The sequence below is a fragment of the Methanothermobacter sp. KEPCO-1 genome, assembly GCF_008033705.1.
In the GTDB taxonomy this organism is placed as follows: Archaea; Methanobacteriota; Methanobacteria; order Methanobacteriales; family Methanothermobacteraceae; genus Methanothermobacter; species Methanothermobacter marburgensis.
Genome location: NZ_CP042937.1, coordinates 824,258 through 843,589, shown reverse-complemented (window position 1 = coordinate 843,589; position 19,332 = coordinate 824,258). Strand labels below are relative to the sequence as shown.

Annotated in this window: 21 protein-coding genes; 11 read left to right on the top strand and 10 right to left on the bottom strand. The window is 49.9% G+C overall.

Annotation, left to right across the window (positions count from 1 at the left end):
• The first annotated feature begins 7 nt into the window (after positions 1 to 7).
• Positions 8 to 634, top strand: coding sequence for a DUF11 domain-containing protein (locus FVF72_RS04435; RefSeq protein ID WP_013294859.1), 627 nt, complete (start codon positions 8 to 10; stop codon positions 632 to 634).
• 74 nt (positions 635 to 708) lie between these two features.
• On the opposite strand, the gene FVF72_RS04430 is transcribed toward FVF72_RS04435, so the two are convergent.
• On the bottom strand, positions 709 to 1,485 hold the full coding sequence (locus FVF72_RS04430; RefSeq protein WP_147671318.1) for a restriction endonuclease: 777 nt from the start codon (positions 1,483 to 1,485) through the stop codon (positions 709 to 711).
• 87 nt (positions 1,486 to 1,572) lie between these two features.
• Here FVF72_RS04430 and surE point away from each other — a divergent pair, with 87 nt between their 5' ends.
• The 6 genes from surE to FVF72_RS04400 all read left to right on the top strand — a co-directional run bounded on the left by surE (position 1,573) and on the right by FVF72_RS04400 (position 4,673).
• A complete protein-coding gene (surE, locus tag FVF72_RS04425; protein ID WP_013294861.1) occupies positions 1,573 to 2,349 on the top strand; it encodes a 5'/3'-nucleotidase SurE in 777 nt (258 codons plus the stop codon).
• 237 nt (positions 2,350 to 2,586) lie between these two features.
• Positions 2,587 to 2,904 (top strand): hypothetical protein, encoded by a 318-nt coding sequence (locus FVF72_RS04420; RefSeq protein ID WP_013294862.1) that lies wholly within the window; start codon positions 2,587 to 2,589, stop codon positions 2,902 to 2,904.
• A complete protein-coding gene (locus FVF72_RS04415; protein ID WP_147671317.1) occupies positions 2,901 to 3,611 on the top strand; it encodes a hypothetical protein in 711 nt (236 codons plus the stop codon). The genes FVF72_RS04420 and FVF72_RS04415 overlap by 4 nt, the downstream gene beginning before the upstream one ends.
• A gap of 170 nt (positions 3,612 to 3,781) precedes the next feature.
• Positions 3,782 to 4,069 carry a winged helix-turn-helix domain-containing protein gene (locus FVF72_RS04410; protein WP_048901153.1) on the top strand — a complete coding sequence of 96 codons (288 nt, stop codon included), beginning with the start codon at positions 3,782 to 3,784 and terminating at the stop codon, positions 4,067 to 4,069.
• A complete protein-coding gene (locus FVF72_RS04405) occupies positions 4,066 to 4,383 on the top strand; it encodes a hypothetical protein (protein WP_013294865.1) in 318 nt (105 codons plus the stop codon). The genes FVF72_RS04410 and FVF72_RS04405 overlap by 4 nt, the downstream gene beginning before the upstream one ends.
• An 86-nt stretch (positions 4,384 to 4,469) precedes the next feature.
• The gene (locus FVF72_RS04400) at positions 4,470 to 4,673 is read left to right on the top strand and encodes an LSM domain-containing protein (RefSeq protein ID WP_147671315.1); all 204 of its coding nucleotides are present in this window, start codon (positions 4,470 to 4,472) and stop codon (positions 4,671 to 4,673) included.
• Here the strand turns inward: FVF72_RS04400 and FVF72_RS04395 are convergent, their stop codons facing one another.
• The 4 genes from FVF72_RS04395 to FVF72_RS04380 form a co-directional block, all read right to left on the bottom strand.
• A complete protein-coding gene (locus FVF72_RS04395) occupies positions 4,674 to 5,666 on the bottom strand; it encodes a methanogenesis marker 12 protein (protein ID WP_147671314.1) in 993 nt (330 codons plus the stop codon).
• A gap of 46 nt (positions 5,667 to 5,712) precedes the next feature.
• Positions 5,713 to 6,699 (bottom strand): ketol-acid reductoisomerase, encoded by a 987-nt coding sequence (gene ilvC / locus FVF72_RS04390; RefSeq protein ID WP_147671313.1) that lies wholly within the window; start codon positions 6,697 to 6,699, stop codon positions 5,713 to 5,715.
• Between the two features lie 62 nt (positions 6,700 to 6,761).
• Positions 6,762 to 7,259, bottom strand: a complete 498-nt coding sequence (gene ilvN, locus FVF72_RS04385) for an acetolactate synthase small subunit (RefSeq protein ID WP_147671312.1) — start codon at positions 7,257 to 7,259, stop codon at positions 6,762 to 6,764.
• A 1-nt stretch (position 7,260) separates the two neighbouring features.
• Entirely contained in the window at positions 7,261 to 8,985 is a 1,725-nt protein-coding gene (locus FVF72_RS04380; RefSeq protein WP_147671311.1) for an acetolactate synthase large subunit, read from the bottom strand.
• 131 nt (positions 8,986 to 9,116) lie between these two features.
• On the opposite strand from FVF72_RS04380, the gene purD reads away from it, so the two are divergent.
• Both purD and argF read left to right on the top strand, forming a co-directional pair.
• On the top strand, positions 9,117 to 10,430 hold the full coding sequence (gene purD, locus FVF72_RS04375) for a phosphoribosylamine--glycine ligase (RefSeq protein ID WP_147671310.1): 1,314 nt from the start codon (positions 9,117 to 9,119) through the stop codon (positions 10,428 to 10,430).
• Between the two features lie 12 nt (positions 10,431 to 10,442).
• Positions 10,443 to 11,342: an ornithine carbamoyltransferase gene (argF, locus tag FVF72_RS04370; protein ID WP_147671309.1), complete on the top strand. Its 900-nt coding sequence runs from the start codon at positions 10,443 to 10,445 to the stop codon at positions 11,340 to 11,342.
• Positions 11,343 to 11,513: 171 nt separating this feature from the next.
• On the opposite strand, the gene argS is transcribed toward argF, so the two are convergent.
• The 3 genes from argS to ilvD are packed head-to-tail and all read right to left on the bottom strand — an operon-like array spanning position 11,514 to position 15,307.
• Positions 11,514 to 13,196, bottom strand: coding sequence for an arginine--tRNA ligase (gene argS / locus FVF72_RS04365; RefSeq protein ID WP_147671308.1), 1,683 nt, complete (start codon positions 13,194 to 13,196; stop codon positions 11,514 to 11,516).
• A 15-nt stretch (positions 13,197 to 13,211) separates the two neighbouring features.
• Entirely contained in the window at positions 13,212 to 13,649 is a 438-nt protein-coding gene (locus tag FVF72_RS04360; protein ID WP_147671307.1) for a signal peptidase I, read from the bottom strand.
• 8 nt (positions 13,650 to 13,657) lie between these two features.
• Positions 13,658 to 15,307 (bottom strand): dihydroxy-acid dehydratase, encoded by a 1,650-nt coding sequence (ilvD, locus tag FVF72_RS04355; protein WP_147671306.1) that lies wholly within the window; start codon positions 15,305 to 15,307, stop codon positions 13,658 to 13,660.
• Between the two features lie 84 nt (positions 15,308 to 15,391).
• Between ilvD and FVF72_RS04350 the strand changes: the two genes are divergently transcribed.
• Positions 15,392 to 16,627, top strand: coding sequence for an MgtC/SapB family protein (locus FVF72_RS04350; protein ID WP_255503805.1), 1,236 nt, complete (start codon positions 15,392 to 15,394; stop codon positions 16,625 to 16,627).
• A gap of 64 nt (positions 16,628 to 16,691) precedes the next feature.
• On the opposite strand, the gene FVF72_RS04345 is transcribed toward FVF72_RS04350, so the two are convergent.
• Positions 16,692 to 17,009 (bottom strand): cupin domain-containing protein, encoded by a 318-nt coding sequence (locus tag FVF72_RS04345; protein WP_147671304.1) that lies wholly within the window; start codon positions 17,007 to 17,009, stop codon positions 16,692 to 16,694.
• A gap of 7 nt (positions 17,010 to 17,016) precedes the next feature.
• The gene (gene hcp / locus FVF72_RS04340; protein ID WP_255503804.1) at positions 17,017 to 18,504 is read right to left on the bottom strand and encodes a hydroxylamine reductase; all 1,488 of its coding nucleotides are present in this window, start codon (positions 18,502 to 18,504) and stop codon (positions 17,017 to 17,019) included.
• A 75-nt stretch (positions 18,505 to 18,579) separates the two neighbouring features.
• Between hcp and FVF72_RS04335 the strand changes: the two genes are divergently transcribed.
• Positions 18,580 to 19,326, top strand: coding sequence for a TrmB family transcriptional regulator (locus FVF72_RS04335; protein WP_147671302.1), 747 nt, complete (start codon positions 18,580 to 18,582; stop codon positions 19,324 to 19,326).
• Positions 19,327 to 19,332: the final 6 nt, after the last annotated feature.

Here is a 19,332-nt window from a genome sequence, read left to right as displayed (position 1 = left end):
GGTGAGAATGCACAGATTTTTTGTCCTTGCTCTGCTATTCATGGCACTGGGGACTGTGAGTGCCCAGGAAACAGAGGACAATGTACAGATCGCATCGGATCTTGCAGTGGATGCAGAATACCTTGATCTTGATGAAAATATTATAAACAGCGCCTCTGTTGGAGATGAGGTCTTTGAGGGAGTGGCAGTCACAAACAATTTACCATCAACTGCAACCGGAGTGAAGGTCACCATCACAAGGAGCAGCAATTATCCCTTTGAATACCTTGAACATGAGGTATCCTGGGACAATGGGGGCACATGGATCTACAATGATCCATCATACAATCCTTCAACCAGTGAGTGGACTATAGGGAACCTGCCAGCTGGCGCAGTCTATAAACTCGTTGTACACCAGAGGGCCGTGGCAACTGGAACAGCGCAGTTCACTGCAACCATATCGGGTAATCTACCTGATATAAATGTCAGCAATAACCAGGATACGGCAACCATCGACGTTACGGAATCATCTGAAAGGCCTGAACAGGTAACAGGAGCAAAAATGGTTCCCATGCAGGAGACAGGTGCATCCGCAGGATTACTCGTGGCAGGGATATTCATCCTTGGCGCGGGGCTGGTTATCTCAAGAAGATAACCATTTATTTTTTTGGATCAGTCAGCTAATCTTATTATTCAGTTTTAAGTTGCAGAGGTCGCTTATTCAGATTACTAGATCAGTATCAGTATGACAAGGAGGAGGAGAGAACTGAAGAACACTATTGTCCCCTTTATCATTATAACAGCGCCATCATCCTCAACAAGGTAGGGTATACCATAGGAGAGGGCGGCGGCAATCATTATCTTCACGATACCCGTGATGCTTGTCCCCAGGCCCGCGGCAATCTGCAGTATGGTTGCAATCAGGAAGGAAACCGCCACAACGGTTATTATGAGTATGATGGTGTTCTGCAGAAGACCCCTTATGATGGGGGTAATGGGCTGGCGTCTTTCCCTCCTTGATAGAAGTCCCCGCTGGGACCCTGTGTGCCCTGTGTGAAATATGGTTGAGGGGGGACCGTATACCTCAACCTCCTCCTCGTAGTATTCATCCTCTTCCTCTTCTTCTTCAGGGACCTGAATTTTCTTTGAAAACTCCTCAGCAATTTTTATGAGGCCATTTCTGTCTATCAACTTCATGTTTCTCTTGATGGCATAGTTTCTGGCCTGGGATGAGAAATCAGATGTTGTAACAATCACGACTTTGGAGGCCTTCAGGGTCTTTGCAGCCATTTCCATTTCCTTTAAAACGTCCATACCAACCTTCCAGTTTTCATCATAGTTCTTACAGGCCACCACAACCCCTATATCCCCGAGGGTGGTGGGGAGAATACCATATATGTCCACTATGTGCTGGGAGGTTCTGAAATCCTTGTAAACCTTGAAACCAGAATCCTCCATGACTTTGGCGATGAAATCCACGAGTTTCTGCTTCTTCAATTCCTCCACCCTCCGGGGTTAGACTTAATAGAGCTATGTTATAAGATATACTTAAAATTTGATATAAATGCTATTAAAGGATAGAGATGGTTACCGATGAAGATTCTCATAACAAATGATGACGGAGTGAACTCATCCGGGATTCTGGCGGCCAGGAAGGCTGTTGAAAACCTTGGAGAGACCATTATAGTGGCTCCAGCCACCCAGCAGAGTGGCATAGGCCATGCCCTCACCCTCTTTGAACCCATAAGGGTTAGCGAGGTCACACTCAGGGACGGTTCAGAGGCCTACGCGGTTTCAGGGACACCAACAGACGCCGTGATAATAGGGATATTCGAACTGATGGATGAAAAACCTGACCTTGTAATATCCGGCATAAATATGGGGGAAAACCTCGGAAAATCTGAACTTACAACATCAGGGACAATAGGTGCCGCAATGGAGGCTGCGGTTCATGGTGTACCCTCCCTTGCAGTTTCACTCCAGGTGAGGAGGGGGGACATCAAGTTTCATGATGGCCATGTGGATGTGGACTTTTCACTGGCATCTGAGCTGACGGAAAGGGTTGCATCCAGGATACTCAGGAAGGGCTTACCTGATGGTGTTGATTTTCTCAATCTTAACATCCCATCACACCCCTCAGGAAATGATATACGTATCACAAGACTCGGGGACAGGATGTACAATGTCCACATCAAGAAGAGGCTGGATCCAAGGGGGAGGCCCTACTACTGGATTGATGGTGACCCTGCAGGGAGGGACGCCCCTGGAACAGATGTCCATACCTTGAAGGCTGAAAACACTGCAACCCTCACACCGGTATCCCTTGACTGCACCGCGCCCCTTGACTCAATGAGGGAATGGCTTGATTAGTGGCTGGGGATCCTCGATAACTCCCTTTGACCATACATCCACGCTTTTGATCTCTGAATATCTCCTGAGTTCTGGATCTAAGAATTTCTTTTTGTTTTTTTGTTGAGCTGGACGTAATTGGAAGGATTTCTTTTTACTTTGGTCTCCATGAATCTGGTGGAGATCTGGGTGTAAATTCGGAAAAATTTCTTTTAAGAGAAGGTCCAATTTTAAAATAAAAGATTGGAGGACCTTAAAATGGAATACACTATTTTTAACGTGACCCTTCCATTAATAGGGCTTTATATATTAACCTATACGCTTTACAGGAATGGTAGAATACGAAGAAGTTTTCATGTGAACCTCTGGAACCTGATCATACTCATTGCGTTTTTGATATCAGGAATTGGAGGTTTCGTCCTACTTTTTCTTCTGGAGAACGGTATAAGGTTTTCCCTGAACTCACAGCTTCTCTACTGGCATGTGGAGGCTGGCCTGGCACTGGTGGTTGTAACGGTTTTTCACTTCCACTGCTACACAGGCAGCTTAAACAGAATCCTGGGGGTTGGTAGATGAACCTGAGGAAAGGATTTAAGTTTCTGACTGGAATTTTACCCTTCGTAGCTGCAATATCCAATTCTGGCATTTCATGCGCCGCTTCATGTCCCTATGGTCTTGTGAACGACCCCTACCCCGGGCAGTGCCCACGGTTCACGGACCTCAACGGTGACGGCATATGTGACCTCTCACAGACATCAGTCTCAAACGATTACGCAGCATCTGAGGATCGGGAAGCTTCTTCATCTGACCAGAAGGATTCTTCATCCAGTGGTAGCGATGATTACAGTCCACCAGAAACTTCTGAAATCAACAGGACACAGAATCAGGCCCCTGAACATAACGTGAGCGGAGATGTTTCAGGCGGTACCAGTGGAGAGTTCAGCGGCCATGAAACAGATTACCATTTAATACCTGTGAGCCTCATTATGGTGGGGGCGTATCTCCTAACGCTTTACCTCATGCGCAGCGGCTACATAAGGGGTTCAGTGTACAGAAGGCTGTGGAACGTGCTACTGACCGCGGGATATGCCGGGACAGGACTTACAGGCATACTCCTCCTCATATTCATACGCCTTGGTATAAAAACTGCCCTGAATCCATCTGTGACCTACTGGCATGCTGAACTGGCAATTCTGATGGTTATAGGTACCCTGATACATGCCCAAATCTACTGGAAGCCGTTAAAGGGCATGTTCAGACAGCTGGTGAGGGGCGCATCCTGATGGTGAAGCAAATCACCACTGCAGGATCCTGACGGACTTCAGAATTCCCACCCCCACCATTAAAATTTAGGCATCATGTGTGGACTCTCATGTATTCAAAGGTAAATCACTGGATGGATCAGTGCCAAAAAATTATCCATGGTTATCCCCATAGGTATAAGCGTGGTTCCATGAAGAGGCTCCTGTGGTGGCTTATTGCAGCGACACGTGGGGGGGTGAACCGTGCAAGGATAATCCGAATGCTGCATGAGAGGCCATACAACACCAACCAGCTGGCAGAGGCCCTTGAACTGGATTATAAGACTGTTCAGCATCACTTAAGTGTTCTTGAGAAGAATAAAATCATAGTATCGTCAGGTGAGAGGTACGGAAAGATGTACTTTCTTTCAGATGCAATGGAGGAGAATTACGACTTATTTGAGGATATACTGGATAGGATGCAGGGGGTTGATGTATGAGAGAAGTTCATGACCGTAATTTCATGGCAGATCCCGGGCTCACATTCCTGGCGGTTGTGGTTGGGATTCTGAATGTGTTCGTCCTCCTCATCCTTCTTGGGGTCTATGTTTCAAGCTACAGGAAGATCCGGTCCAGTTTCACACTGGGACTTATCGGGTTTTCGCTGCTCCTGCTCCTGCAGAACATCATATTCATAATTTTCATGCTGACACGGGAGGGCTTCAGGGGACATGGACTGGGATTTCCTGTTCTCAGTGTTAACCTCTGCCAGCTTGGCGCGCTTCTGGTTCTCCTCAGGATAACCTGGGAGTAGCCCTGCACTTTAACTGAAGGATGAGGATATGTGAAGTATATATAGGCGAATCATTATAGCATTACTAAATCTTTAAGGGGATTCTGATGAAAGGCGATGATAAGGAGTTCAGGGTTAACAAGCAGTTCCTGAAGTTTAAAAACAGGAATGTTCTTCTAACACTTAAAAACAATGAAGAGGCAAGGGGAAAACTCATATCAATAGATAATTACCTCAACACAGTTCTTCAGACTGAGGATGGCATCAGGTTCATTAAGGGAACCAAGATAGCGTTCATTGCAATGGAATAATTAAATATCAACCTCTATCCCAAGAATATCTCTTTTACCCCCGTGTATATCACGCGCTATCTGGGCACTTCCCATGGAACCGGAGGTTGCATCCAGCCTCTTCACAGGGGCCAGTTCATTCACCATAGCTGCAAGTTTTCCGTGGAAATCGTAGGGTTCCCTCATGGCACCCATGGATCCGGTGAGAACGATTCCATCAAGACGCTCTGAGATGCCTGCAAGCCCCCATATCTCCATGGCTATAGTCATTATCATGGTCTCAAGTGCAAGGGCCGCTTCCCTCCTTCCCTCAAGGTACATATCAAGGAGTTCATCCCTTGCACGGGATACCCTCGTATCTATGCCGGCTATCTTAACAGCCCCGGCATGTGAAAAACACTCGTTGGCTGTTTTTTCACTATCATCTATTTTCCTGAGCATTTCAAGGTCAAGGGGCCCATGTATAACCCCCATGGCACCTATACAGGCATCCATAGCACCTCTTATCTTCCCGTCCTGTATGAGCATGGTTACCGTATTGGAACTTATATCGGAGACTATCATGTTCTCCCAGCCGGTCTCCAGGTATGCATTGTAGCATATGCTCACCTTCTCGGGACTTGCGTGGTGGGAGTAGGCTGCCCGGAACCTCTCATCAAGACAGGGGGTGTTGCGGTGAAGGCCAGGTATCAGTACGGTGGGTATTCCCGAGGACTCTATTTCACTGTAAACGGCTGTCCCGCCACCTGTGACCTTACCGGCCCCTCCAATGGAGATGATACCCCTGTTCTTCACCCGATCAATGGGCTTTATCCTGTTTATACCATCACCCATTGCATAGGTTATTGCCATGAGTTCTATCTCTTCAGGGGATACCCTTCCTTCAAGCTCCTCAAGGGCGGAAACCCTGCCCGCCGAGAGCTCCTCCCTCCCTATCTTGAAGTGCTCGACCTCATCCCCAAGGATTGTGAAGGACACTCCTGTTGTCCCATGGTCCATACCCACAAATACCAAGCCAATCACCTTTTAAAAGAAAAAATATGGGATTTATCGGCGGAGTTTATTTTTCAAGGCCACAGAGTTTTCTGAGCTTTGAGCCCACCTTCTCTATCTCCAGCTCGCCCTCAAGGGCCCTCATCCTTTTAAGCATCGGGGCACCGGCCCTGTTTTCAAGGGCCCATTCCTTGGCGAATTTACCGTTCTGGATCTCCTCCAGTATCTTCTGCATTTCCTTCTCTGTTTCCTCTGTTATAACCCTCTTCCTCCTTGTAAGGCCCCCGAACTCGGCGGTGTTACTCACATTGTGCCACATTCCCTGGAATCCCCGCTCATAGATGAGGTCCACTATCAGTTTGAGTTCATGGCATGTCTCAAAGTAGGCGATCTCCGGCTGATACCCGGCCTTCACAAGGGTCCTGAATGCGGTGTTTATGAGTTCTGTTACGCCACCACAGAGCACGGCCTGTTCACCAAAGAGGTCGGTCTCTGTTTCCTCCTTAAAGGTGGTCTCAAGGACACCTGCACGTGCAAGTCCGCATGCCTTTGCCATTGCAAGGGCCTGTTCAAGGGCGTCTCCTGTTGCATCCACCTCAACAGCCACAAGACCAGGTATGCCGAAACCCTCAAGGTAGGTTCTCCTCACCATTGCACCGGGACCCTTAGGGGCCACCATGGTGACGTTTACCCCTTCAGGGGCCCTTATGTAGCCGTAGTGTATGTTGTAGCCATGTGAGAAGGATATTGTGTTGCCCTCCCTGAGATAGGGTTTTATGGACTGCTCGAATACTGTTTCCTGTATCTCGTCGGGTATGAGTATGTGTACGATGTCGGCCTCCCTTGAGGCGTCTTCAACTGTCATTACGTTCATACCATCATCATGGGCCTTCTTCCAGGATGCTCCGCCCCTTCTGAGCCCAACTATAACATCAAGTCCGCTGTCGGCCATGTTCCTGGCCTGGGCTTCTCCCTGACTGCCGTAACCTATGACGGCTATCTTCTTATCTGCCAGTATCTCCATGTCAATGTCATTTTCATAGTAGATCTTCATGAAAAACCTCCTCATCTCTAATTAACAGGATCATTAAAAATAAAATTTGTGTTCATCTGGATTCAGATGGTTCTGCCACCACGGGACATTGCAGTCGGCCCGGTCCTTGCAAGTTCCTTGATTCCAAAGACCCTCAGGAGCTCAAGGAAGGCGTCTATCTTCTCTGAGTCCCCGGTGACCTCAACTGTAAGCGCCTCACTGCTCACGTCCACTATCCTCCCCCTGAAGATGTTGGTGTACTGTATTATCTCTGACCTCTCCTTCTCTGATGGGGCGTGTACCTTAACCATGCATAGCTCCCTCTTAACGGTGGATGATGGTTCAAGGTCACGGACCTTTATAACGTCTATCAGCTTATTGAGCTGCTTGGTTATCTGTTCAAGCACACGGTCGTCGCCCCTGGCTATTATGGTCATCCTGGCGATTCCAGGGGTTTCGGATTCCCCTACAGTGATGCTTTCGATGTTGAATCCACGCCTTGTGAACAGTCCTGCAACCCTCTGAAGGACACCGGGTCTGTGCTCAACAAGGGCACTGATGATGTGTGTATCTGCTTTCATCTTAATCACCGTCCGCCTTCACTCCAGAGTATCTTATTTCCTGGGGATCCTCCCTTTCAACCCTGTACTCCCCCACTATTTCGGTGAGACCGCAACCTGGTGGGACCATTGGGAGTATCTCCTCTGGGTCTATAACTATATCCAGCAGGGCAGGTTCACCTGATCTTATGGCCCTTGAAAGGGCTTCAGATGTTTCACCCGGTTTTTCGACCCTTTCAGCATCGATTCCGAATGATTCAGCCAGTTTAACAAAATCCGGGACCTCACCGAGGTGTGTATGGGACATCCTCTCATCATAGAAGAGGCGCTGCCACTGGGCAACCATACCAAGGTGGCGGTTGTCCATGACACATATCACAACGGGTATGTCATATTCCCTTATGGTTGCAAGGTCCTGGCAGACCATCAGGAATCCGCCGTCGCCACAGACAGCCACAACATCATTCTCTGGAAGAGCAACCTTTGCCCCTATGGCTGCAGGAAAACCGAAACCCATGGTCCCAAGGCCACCTGATGATATGAATTTTCTGGGGGCCCTTGATGTGTAGAAGTGGGCCATCCACATCTGGTTCTGTCCAACGTCTGTTGTAACAACTGTCTCATCATCCAGGACCTGGCTTATCTCCTTTATAACCTGCTGGGGTTTCAGAGGCACATCATCATAACTCATTCTTGGCATGCAGTCCGTCCTGAACTTCTGAACTCCCCTCAGCCACTCATCATCCCTTTCACCGTGTTTTTTGAGTTTTTCTATAAGCTCCCTAAGGACATTCCTGGCGTCACCCACGATGGGGACATCAACGGCCACGTTTTTACCTATCTCGGCCGGGTCGATGTCCACGTGTATTATTCTGGCATTGGGGGCGAATTCTGCAACATTACCTGTTGTACGGTCTGAGAATCTGCATCCAACCGCTATGAGGCAGTCACACTCATCCACTGTTAGGTTTGCAACCTTGCGGCCGTGCATACCCAGCATACCCATGGCTGAAGGATGGTCCTCAGGGAAAGAACCCTTACCGAGGAGTGTGGTGGTCACAGGAGCCTTTATGAGTTCTGATAACTCCATGATCTCCTTTGAGGCACCTGATATTATCACCCCACCACCAGCAAGTATAACGGGCTTTTCTGATCTCCTTATAAGCTCTGCAGCCCTCTTTATCTGGAGCGGGTGGCCCCGGAGGGTTGGCCTGTAGCCCTGAAGGTCCAGCTCATCAAGGGGGTCCTGGACCTCCTGTTCCTGTATGTCCTTTGGAAGGTCTATGACAACGGGGCCAGGGCGTCCTGTCTTTGCTATGTGAAAACTTGCCCTTAACATTGCAGGGATTTCACTTGCATCCGCTGGCTGGAAGCTGTGCTTTGTGATGGGCATGGTTATGCCTATCATGTCCACCTCCTGGAAGGCATCATTCCCGATGAGGTGGGTGGGGACCTGACCTGCAATTGCAACTATGGGTGAGGAGTCCATGTAGGCTGTTGCGATACCTGTTACAAGGTTTGTGGCCCCTGGACCTGAGGTTGCTATGCAGACCCCCACCCTGCCTGAGGCCCTTGCATATCCATCTGCGGCGTGGGCTGCGCACTGCTCATGTCTTACAAGGATGTGTTTGAGTTCGGAATCATAGAGCATGTCATAGAGTGGCAGTAACTGTCCACCGGGGTATCCGAATACGGTGTCTGCTCCCTGATCCAGAAGTGATCTGATTATTGCCTGGCCACCTTTCATTGGAAACACCTTGAAAATCTATCATTATTATTAATGACATATTTCTTATAAATACATAATAAAGGTAAGTGGTAAGGTTATATAAAACAATAGGGAGATTTAAGTTTATCAATTTCAGGGAGGATTATCCGATGAAAATACTTGTTGTGGGAACAGGAGCAAGGGAACATGCCATATGCAGTGCACTGGCAGATGAGGCAACGATATACTCTGTGATGGGTAACAGGAACCCCGGCATATCAAGGCTTGCCAGTGAATTCATGGTTGCTCCTGAGGTTGACACAGAAAGGGTGGTCAATTTCGCATCCAGTAAGGGCGTTGATATGGCATTCATAGGTCCTGAGGCACCCCTTGAGGCAGGGCTGGTCAATGCCCTTGAGGAAGCAGGCATACCATCGGTGGGGCCCACCAGGGAGGCTGCCAGAATTGAGACAGACAAGTCATTCATGCGCAGACTCTTTGAAAGTTACAGTATCCCCGGCTCAATAACCTACCGTGTCTTCGATGACAGAGATGAACTCAGGGAATTCATGGATGACTTTGAGGGCGAGGCTGTGGTAAAGCCGGTGGGACTCACAGGCGGAAAGGGTGTTAAGATAGTCGGTGAACACCTCCAGGACAACTCAGAGGCAATCGAATACGCATGCGAGGTAATAGATAATCGTATAGGTGGCCATGCAAGCGTTGTTATAGAGGAAAGGGTTGTTGGGGAGGAATTCACTGTCCAGGCCTTTTCTGACGGCGATCGTATCGTACCAATGCCCGCAGTACAGGACCACCCCCACGCATATGAGGGTGACCAGGGCCCAATAACAGGAGGGATGGGTTCCTACTCAGACTCAGATGGTCTTTTACCGTTCCTGACACAGAAGGACTATGATGAAGCAGTTGAGATAATGCAGAAGACAATCGATGCAATTAAAAGTGAGACAGGGCCCTATAAGGGAGTTCTTTATGGACAGTTCATGCTTACAGCCGGCGGACCGAAACTCATAGAGTACAATGCACGTTTCGGGGACCCTGAGGCAATGAATGTACTCCCACTACTTGAGTCCAGCATGCTTGAGATCTGTGAGGGAATCGTGGACGGAAACCTCAGCGGGGCAAGGTTCAGGAACCTTGCAACGGTATGCAAGTACCTTGTACCTGAGGGCTACCCTGATAAGGGGGTTGCAGGCTCTGAAATAAGGGTTGAAGAGGATAAGATAGAGGACATGGGGGTTATAACGTACTATGCAGCGGTTAACCAGGAGAACAGCACCATATACACCTCTTCATCCAGGGCACTTGCACTGGTGGCCCTTGCAGAGGACATATACTCTGCAGAGGAGCTCTGTGAGAACGCCACAGGATACGTGAAGGGAAAACTCTACCACCGGAGAGATATAGGTACCAGGGAGCTTGTCGAGAAGAGGGTGAAGCACATGGAGGACCTCCGGTCCTGAGGAGTTGGGCAGATGAGGCATCTTCTATCTGTATGTGACATGGACGACGTGGTGGCACTCCTTGACCTTGCAGATGACTACAAGGGAGGGGAAATCACAGGGAAGGTCCTTGAGGGTAAGACCCTTGCAATGATCTTTGAGAAATCATCAACAAGGACCAGGGTCTCCTTTGAGGTTGGAGCATCCCAGCTGGGTGCACAGCCCCTCTATCTATCAGCATCGGACCTGCAGCTTGGAAGGGGGGAGCCAATAGCAGACACTGCAAGGACCCTCAGCAGATACGTTGATGGGATCATGATAAGGGCCATAAGGCACTCAGACGTGGTTGAACTTGCATCAGAGTCTTCTGTCCCTGTTATAAATGGCCTTACGGATCTTGAACACCCATGCCAGGCGCTGGCTGACATGCAGACTGTAAGGGAGAAACTGGGGGACTTCAGTGGTAGACTGGTATTTGTGGGTGATGGTAACAACGTCTGCAACTCACTGCTCCTCATAACAGCAATGCTGGGGATGGACATGGACGTTGCCTGCCCAGGAGGCTATGAACCCGACCCAGAAATCACTGGAATGGCAGAGAAAATCGCCAGAAAAAGTGGTTCGGAGATAAGGGTGCTCCATGATCCAAGGGAAGCTGTTGATGGCGCGGATGTTGTCTACACCGATGTCTGGGTCAGTATGGGCTATGAGGAAGAGGCGGATGAACGCCTCAGGGTATTCAGGCCTTACCAGGTGAACTCAGAGCTCATGAAACTCGCATCCCCTGATGCCATATTCATGCACTGTCTTCCTGCTGTGAGGGGGCAGGAGACAACCTCTGAGGTCATCGACGGGCCGCAGTCAGTTGTCTGGGATCAGGCAGAGAACAGGCTACATGCACAGAAGGCGATAATGCACTGGCTCATGGGATGATTGAGGGTGTTGCCTGTGATGGACTGCTCAGGCAGTTATGAACTGGAGTCCAAGGAGGGCCTCTCTGTTCATAGCATCCTTCTTTTATCCAACGCCGACTGAATGCCAGACTTCAATACATTGTGGGGCACCCAGCAATTTTTCTGAATACCAGTTAACCAAAAATTAAATTTACATGGTCTCCGGGGCATGTATACCCAGAAGACCCAGGGCATTCCTGATTACGATTCTAACAGAATCAACGAGCCTCAGCCTTGCACCCTCAAATTCAGACCCTATGACAGGTGTGGATCTGTAGAAACTGTTGAAGGCATTTGCAAGGTCCTGCACGTACTGCGCCACAGGGTGAACCCTCCTTGCCATGGCGGCCTCCTCAACAACCACAGGGAAACGGGCAAGGAGACGCACAAGTTCCCTTTCGTCTTCTTCAGGTTTCCAGGCGTCTTCGATGTCCTCATCACCATTGAAGGATGCCTTCTTGAGGAGCTTGCACGCCCTTGCATGGGCGTACTGTATTGATGCACAGCCACGTTCAAAGCTGAGGGCCTCATCCCACCTGAACACAATGTGCTTCTCGGGGGAAAGGCGTCCTATATAGTACCTTATGGCCCCGTTGCCGATGGCCTCGGCGATTTCATCTGCAACGTCATCTGGAAGTTCTCTCCTTTTTTTAACCTCCTCAAGGGCCCTTTTATGGGCCTCATCCATCAGTTCATCCACCGATATGAAGACACCCCTCCTGGTGGACATTGAGCCCTCGGGGAGTGTTATGAACTCATAGAATATGACCTCTGGTTTCTTACCACCCAGGAGATCCACGGCGATTCCCACCTGCTCTGCTGCAAGTTTATGGTCTGATCCAAGGACGTCGATGAGAATATCCCCTTCACGGGATTTCTGGAGATGGTAGGCTATGTCCCTTGTTGAGTAGAGGGAGGTTCCATCTGAACGGGTTAGCACAAGTTCCTTTTCAATGCCGAAATCCTCAAGGTCAAGGTAGAGGACCTCATTTTCCCTGGTGAGTCCAGTTTTTCTGAGGGATTCTATAACCTCACCAACCGTCCCATCCCTCACCAGTTCCCCCTCCCACACGAACCTGTCGTGGTGGACATGGAGCCTCTGCATGGTCTCCTTCATCCCATCCAGGCAGTACTTCACAACCTCCCTGAAGGTGTCCTCGTTCTCACCGGCCTCGTATTTCCTCAGGAGTTCATCCACCTCGTCCTTTATACCAGGATCCTCCCTGAGTTTCTGGTTAACCTCAAGGTAGAGCCTTCCAACCCGGTGATCCCTCTTATCCCCGGGGTAGTCATCCAGGTTTTTCTGTAGGTTCAGGAGGCCCCAGACTATCATGGCTATCTGGCGCCCCATGTCATTGACATAGTACTGGGTTTCAACCTGGTATCCTGCCTTTCTGAGTATCCTTGCAAGCGAATCCCCTATGATGGCATTCCTTATATGCCCTATGTGCAGCGGACCGTTGGGGTTTGCAGAGGTGTGCTCAAGGATTATCATCTCACCCCTCTCTGGATGGGACCCGTAGTCGTCATCCATGATTTCAAGGAGTTTCCCTGAGAGCTTCCCATAGTCAACAAAGAAGTTTATGTAGGGCCCCTTTGATTCAACGGCCTCAAAGATCTCAGGAGTTTCAATCACTGACATTATATCTGAGGTTATCTCCATTGGCGGCCTTTTGAGTTCACCTGCAAGTTCAAAGGCCACAGTGGATGCAAGATCACCCAGCTGGGGGTTTGGTGGTTCCTCCAGTTTTATCTCTGATGGTACCGGTAGCTGTAGCTTCTCAAGCGCTTCAATTATTGAATCCCTTGCTCTGTTTTCAATGTATCTGAACAACTTCCTCACCTGCCTTCAGAGTCCCTTAAGCCAGAGTGTTATGTAGCCCACCTTGGGTATCATTAGTGGATTTGAACCCACAGTTATGACCCTCGCCTCAACCTGTGATGGGTACACAGGTGCAGGGTCAGGTGATGGGTTGTTGTCACCCTTTGTGATGTAGTATTTTTCACCTGATTTATCCTTTTCAACGGCTATAACCCTGTGTATGACCGGTTCAGGGAACCATGTGGCGTCATAGATTATTATGTCACCCTTCTGTACGTTTTCAGGGTTCAGTTCCTTTATTCCGAAAAAGTTGCTCTTTTCGATTATCACTATGTCTCCCCTGTAGAAGACGGGCTCCATGCTTCCTGATACAACCACGTTCATGTGCTGTGATGCAACAACAGCAAGTAAGAGGAGGAGAATGTATGCTGCTGCCTCAAGCAATTCCCTCTTATCGTCACTCATACTTACACCTATCTTAGAATGGCACCTGTATCTGCTGAACCTGCGAGTTTCCTGTAGCGTGCAAGCCATCCCTTAACGTGGCGTTCCGGTTTTTCTGCAGATTCAATCCTTCTTCTGATCTCATCTTCTGCCAGATCAACCTCAAGTTTTCTTGAGGGTATATCTATCCTTATTGTGTCCCCATCCCTCACAGCTGCTATGGGTCCATCCTCCATTGCCTCAGGGGATACGTGACCCACGCATGGCCCCCTGGTACCGCCTGAGAACCTTCCATCGGTTATGAGGGCCACCCTTTCAAGCCCCATACCTGCAATTGCAGAGGTTGGGTTCAGCATCTCCCTCATCCCAGGGCCGCCCTTGGGTCCCTCGTATCTTATGACGATAACATCTCCCTCGGCTATCTCCCCACCGAATATTGCCTCAACACATTCGTCTTCACTTTCAAATACCCTGGCTGGACCCTCATGGACCAGCATATCTTCTGCAACGGCTCCCTGCTTCACCACGGAGCCCCGGGGTGCCAGGTTACCCCTGAGTATGGCGAGGCCACCCTCATGGTGGACCGGGTCATCCAGGGGCCTTATAACCGTGGCGTCCCTCACCCTGGCATCTTTCATGTTCTCAGCGACGGTTTTTCCTGTGCAGGTGATGCAGCTGGTGTTGAGGTGATCCCTGAGGGTTTTCATGACAGCCTGTATTCCCCCTGCCCTATCAAGGTCTATCATCATATGCTCACCTGCCGGTGATATTGATGCTATGTGGGGTATTCTACGGCTCAGCTCATCAAAGACGTCAAGGTCGATGCCAAGGCCCTCTATCTCAGCTGCTATGGCCGGGATGTGGAGTGCACTGTTGGTTGAACCCCCAAGTGCAAGGTCCACCATCACCGCGTTCTCAAATGCCTCCCTGCTCATTATATCTGTGGGTTTGAGGTTTTCATTCACCATTTCCACTATCCTGTGGCCTGAGAGCCTTGCAATCTGTCTCTTTTTTGAGCTTACAGCATGGGCGGTTGCGCATCCAGAGAGGCTCATACCCAGGGCCTCTGTGAGGCAGGCCATGGTGTTGGCTGTGAAGAGTCCGGCACATGAACCTGGACCTGGACAGGCGCATCTTTCGAGTTCGGCGAGTTCATCCTCACTCATTTCACCTGCACTCACTGCGCCTACACCTTCGTATACATTTATGAGGTCAACCTTCATTCCCTGGAACTCTCCGGGTAGCATGGGGCCGCCGGTGACCACTATTGATGGTATGTCAAGTCTTGCAGCGGCCATCAGCATACCAGGGACTATCTTGTCACAGGTTGGGAGAAGGACAAGTCCGTCAAGGGCGTGGGCCATTGCCATGCTCTCCACGGTATCTGCGACTATCTCCCTTGATGCGAGGGAGTACTTCATGCCCTCATGGTTCATGGCTATCCCGTCGCATATGGCCATGGTGTTGAATTCAAATGCAACTCCACCTGCAGCGTTGATTCCAGCCCTGACCTCATCTGCAAGTTCTCGAAGGTGGAGGTGGCCTGGCACGATATCCGTGTAACTGTTGGCTATCCCTATGAATGGCTTTTCAAAGTCCCGGTCTGTCAGGCCACATGCCCTGAGGAGGGAGCGGTGGGGCGCCCTCTGTATTCCCCTTTTTATGGTATCACTTTTCATGGAATCACCGTTATTATCATCACCCTGATTATTATTAATTATCATGGAATAAATAATATTAATTTAACTGTCATATATTATAACATGGATTTCCCGGTAATTAAGTTTTTGATAGCCCTTGCCATAGGGGCCCTGGTGGGTATTGAGAGGGAGAGGCGGACCCAGGGGACTGAATTTGCGGGTATAAGGACCTTCATCCTGATATCACTCATGGGGGCCCTTTCAGCGTATCTATCAGGGATTTTCCCTCTGATGCTTCCTCTTGCCTTTCTGGGGCTGGTTGCCATAGTATCCGCAAGTTACATTGTGAGCACGAGGGATGATGGGGATATCGGGATAACAGGGGAGGTCGCAGCTTTTATAACCTTCATGCTTGGGGCCATGTGTTTTTCAGGTGATTACAGACTTGCAGCAATGCTTGCCATCATTGTAACGGCGCTCCTTGCCCTCAAAAGGTACATTCACATTGCCGTAAGGAGGATAAGTGAGAGGGAGATGATAGATACAATAAAATTCCTCGTAATAGCCTTTGTGGTTCTCCCTCTTCTTCCGGATACATCACTTGGCCCGTGGGGGGTTTTCAACCCCTATCAGGTCTGGCTGATGGTTGTTTTCATATCAGCCATAAGCTATGCAGGTTACATTGCCATGAAGATAGCAGGGCCAGACAGGGGCCTTAGCGCCACCGGAATAATAGGGGGGCTTGTATCAAGTACAGCTGTGGTTACGGCAATGGCGGGGCGTGTGAGGGAATCTGGTGATCTCATGATGCCAGCGGTGTTTGCGGCGGTTGTTTCAAGTTCAATGATGTTTTTCAGAATCCTGCTGGAGGTCTCCGTTATAAACCCCTCACTGATGGGGTACGTTGCACCCCCAATGCTTGCCATGGGGGTAACCGGGATGGCCCTGGGTGTTCTGTTCATCAGGTCACCATCGAAGATTGATCAGGATATTAAAATTCAAAACCCATTCTCTGTTAAGCCTGCAATCATATTCGGGGCGATTTTCCTGGCAATTCTGTTCCTATCCAAGGCAGCGAACGTCTACCTTGGTCGTGGGGGTGTCCTGGCAGCGGCTGTGATTTCTGGGGTTGCTGATGTTGATGCAATAACTGTGAGCATGTCTTTACTGGCAGCAGGTGGTTCTGTAAGTTCATCAACAGCTGCAGCTGCCATAACCCTCGCTGGAGTCTCAAACACAATTATAAAGGGCGGAATAGCCTTTGCACTCGGCACAAAAATGTTCGGGAAAAGGGTGGGGACCCTCTTCCTTGTCATTGTGCTCACAGGTCTCGTGGCGGTTGGCCTTATGGGGATCTAGTTATTTTTGATTTGTCAGGCTTGATGGTGTTGACGCCCCTTCTTAATTTGAATCCAGCACACACTCATGACCTTATCATGGTGAGGAGCATCTTGAAGGGTTCCACCGCCATCACCGCATGGGGCTCATTGGCCGGCATTATTATCATCTCCCCTGCGGCCACACGGTTCTTCTCTCCACTTATTGTAATTTCCGCCTCACCCTCAATCACCTGGACCATGGCATCAAAGGGCGCAGTGTGTTCACTGAGACCCTGACCCCCGTCAAAGGCAAAGAGGGTCACGGTACCGGTGTCCTTTCTGATGATCTCCCTGCTCACCACTGAATCGTCCTGGTAGTCAATCAGTTCATTCAGTTTCAGAACCTTTCCCTTAATCTCCATTTGTTCATCACCCCATCATTTTCTTTATATCCTCTTCAGGGTCACCTATTGGTGTGAGTTCATATTTATCAACGAGCACATTTATGATGTCATCGTTGGCCCATCCAGGCAGTATGGGACCTATGTACATGCCCCTGAGGTTAAGTGATAGGAGGCTCCAGAGTATTGCAGCGGCCTTCTGCTCCATCCAGCTGAGGACTATGCTGAGGGGCAGCTCATTCACGTCCATACTGAAGAGGTTGCTCAGTGCCTCCACAAGCTCCACTGCCACTATGGAGTCGTTGCACTGGCCCAGGTCTATTAGCCGGGGAATTCCATCTATGTCACCCAGATCCATTGAGTTGAAACGGTACTTGCCGCAGGCCAGTGTGAGAACCACGGTATCCTCAGGGAGCTTCCTCACAAATTCGGTGTAGTACTTTGCCTGTGGCAGGGGTGAATCACAGCCACCAACAAGGAAGAACCTCCTGATTTTACCCTCCTCCACCAGTTCCTTTATTTTATCTGCAAGTGAGAGGATTGTTGAGAGCCCAAACCCTGTTGTTAGTGTCGCGGAGTCCTCCTCTTTAAGGGGTGGAAGCTCAAGGGCCCTCTCTATCACCGGGCTGAAGTCGTAGCCATCCACATGTTCAACCCCCGGGAGCCGGGCAACACCACAGGTGAACATCCTATCCCTGTAGCTGTCACGTGGAAGGAGCACACAGTTTGAGGTTCCAAGCACCGCGGCGCTGTAGCGTGAGAAGGTCTCCCTCTGGTCGAACCAGGGGCCGCCGAGCTGCCCGGCAAGGTGCGGGTACTTCCTGAGGCCAGGGTAACCATGGGCTGGGAGCAGCTCCGAGTGTGTGTACACATTCACACCGGAACCCTCAGTCTGCTTGAGCAGCTCTTCAAGCGCCTTCAGGCTGTGGCCTGTTGCTATTATGGCGGGACCATCAAGGGCCCCAACCCTAACCTCTGCGGGTTCAGGTTCCCCGTAGGTATCCATGTGGGCCTTCTTGAGGAGCTTCATGGTCCTGAGGTTCATCTCACCAGCCTCAAGGGCTAGGCTTACGAATTCCTCTGCATCGAAGTTCACGTTGGTGAGTGTTGAGTAGAATCCCCTCTCAAGGAAGGCATCCACAACTTCATCGGTGTATCCGAGTTCCCGGGCATGGTAGAGGTAAGCCGAGATACCCTTAATTGCAAATAGAAGGTTGTCCTGGAGTCTTGCCACGGTTGCTTCCTTTCCACAGACTCCCTTTACTGTGCAGGCCTTTCCACGGACGGTCTGGGAGCACTGGTAGCAGAACATGTCTATATCCTCTGGTCGCACGTGTTTTATTTCACCCTTGAGGGGTTCGAACTGGTCCTTCCCCACATTGCAGACCGGGCAGAGCCAGTCCTCTGGAAGTTCCTCGAAGGGCGTCCCTGGTTTTATACCTGATCTGGGGTCACCCACATCGGGGTCGTATATGTAGTCACATACCTTGCAGCGGTACTTCATTTCAATCACCATATTAAAAACTGACAGCAAATTATATATAATTTTTGTCACTATTTGAGTATAAAATGTAACAAAAAAGGTGTCTGGATGGAACGGAAGGTAATGAAGGCACTTAAACTCATGGGACTTACGGACTATCAGGCGGCTGCATACACTGCAATGGTGTCACTGGTATCTGCGGGGGCATCGGAGGCCGCCAAGGCATCGGGAATCCCAAGGTCAAGGATCTATGAGGTACTGAGGCAGCTTTCAGACAGGGGATTTGTGGAGGTGGAGCGCGGCAAACCCCTCAGGTATCATGTGGTTCCCCCTGCAGAGGTTTTCAGGAGGGAGAAGAGGAGAATAATGAAGGAACTGGATGAGGCCATGCACCAGCTCAGGCGAACCTACGAGGACCAGGTTGCGAGGGTACCGGCCCCGGTATGGCTCATACACGGACAGGAGAAGATAATGAAGAAGGAACTCGAGATAATATCAAGGACAAGGTCCGAACTCAAAATGAGGATGGGTTTCATATTCAGGGGTGAGCTGAGGGAGCTGCGCCCCGCAATTGAGAGGATAGTGGATAGAGGTGCTGATGTAAGGATAATGGCCCCGGAGGACCTTGATCTCCCATGTGAGGTGAGGGTCGTGAGCATGCCGCCTGTCCGGATGTTTGTGAGGGATTCGGGGGAGATGATGTGGATATTCTCCAGGTTCACACCTGAGGGGTCCCCGATACCTGAGACTGCAATGGGTATATGGAACCAGTACCCTGAGATAGCAGAGAACTATTCAAGGATATTTGACAGCATATGGTACGGGAAATCCAATGGGGGCACCGGAGGTATCTAACCACAA

Bases quoted from the DNA above. Each gene is read 5' to 3' on its own strand.
- FVF72_RS04435 (WP_013294859.1), top strand. From the start codon at position 8: ATGCACAGATTTTTTGTCCTTGCTCTGCTATTCATGGCACTGGGGACT.
- surE (WP_013294861.1), top strand. From the start codon at position 1,573: ATGAAGATTCTCATAACAAATGATGACGGAGTGAACTCATCCGGGATT.
- FVF72_RS04420 (WP_013294862.1), top strand. From the start codon at position 2,587: ATGGAATACACTATTTTTAACGTGACCCTTCCATTAATAGGGCTTTAT.
- FVF72_RS04415 (WP_147671317.1), top strand. From the start codon at position 2,901: ATGAACCTGAGGAAAGGATTTAAGTTTCTGACTGGAATTTTACCCTTC.
- FVF72_RS04410 (WP_048901153.1), top strand. From the start codon at position 3,782: ATGAAGAGGCTCCTGTGGTGGCTTATTGCAGCGACACGTGGGGGGGTG.
- FVF72_RS04405 (WP_013294865.1), top strand. From the start codon at position 4,066: ATGAGAGAAGTTCATGACCGTAATTTCATGGCAGATCCCGGGCTCACA.
- FVF72_RS04400 (WP_147671315.1), top strand. From the start codon at position 4,470: ATGAAAGGCGATGATAAGGAGTTCAGGGTTAACAAGCAGTTCCTGAAG.
- ilvC (WP_147671313.1), bottom strand. From the start codon at position 6,699: ATGAAGATCTACTATGAAAATGACATTGACATGGAGATACTGGCAGAT.
- ilvN (WP_147671312.1), bottom strand. From the start codon at position 7,259: ATGAAAGCAGATACACACATCATCAGTGCCCTTGTTGAGCACAGACCC.
- FVF72_RS04380 (WP_147671311.1), bottom strand. From the start codon at position 8,985: ATGAAAGGTGGCCAGGCAATAATCAGATCACTTCTGGATCAGGGAGCA.
- purD (WP_147671310.1), top strand. From the start codon at position 9,117: ATGAAAATACTTGTTGTGGGAACAGGAGCAAGGGAACATGCCATATGC.
- argF (WP_147671309.1), top strand. From the start codon at position 10,443: ATGAGGCATCTTCTATCTGTATGTGACATGGACGACGTGGTGGCACTC.
- FVF72_RS04360 (WP_147671307.1), bottom strand. From the start codon at position 13,649: ATGAGTGACGATAAGAGGGAATTGCTTGAGGCAGCAGCATACATTCTC.
- ilvD (WP_147671306.1), bottom strand. From the start codon at position 15,307: ATGAAAAGTGATACCATAAAAAGGGGAATACAGAGGGCGCCCCACCGC.
- FVF72_RS04350 (WP_255503805.1), top strand. From the start codon at position 15,392: ATGGATTTCCCGGTAATTAAGTTTTTGATAGCCCTTGCCATAGGGGCC.
- FVF72_RS04345 (WP_147671304.1), bottom strand. From the start codon at position 17,009: ATGGAGATTAAGGGAAAGGTTCTGAAACTGAATGAACTGATTGACTAC.
- hcp (WP_255503804.1), bottom strand. From the start codon at position 18,504: ATGGTGATTGAAATGAAGTACCGCTGCAAGGTATGTGACTACATATAC.
- FVF72_RS04335 (WP_147671302.1), top strand. From the start codon at position 18,580: ATGGAACGGAAGGTAATGAAGGCACTTAAACTCATGGGACTTACGGAC.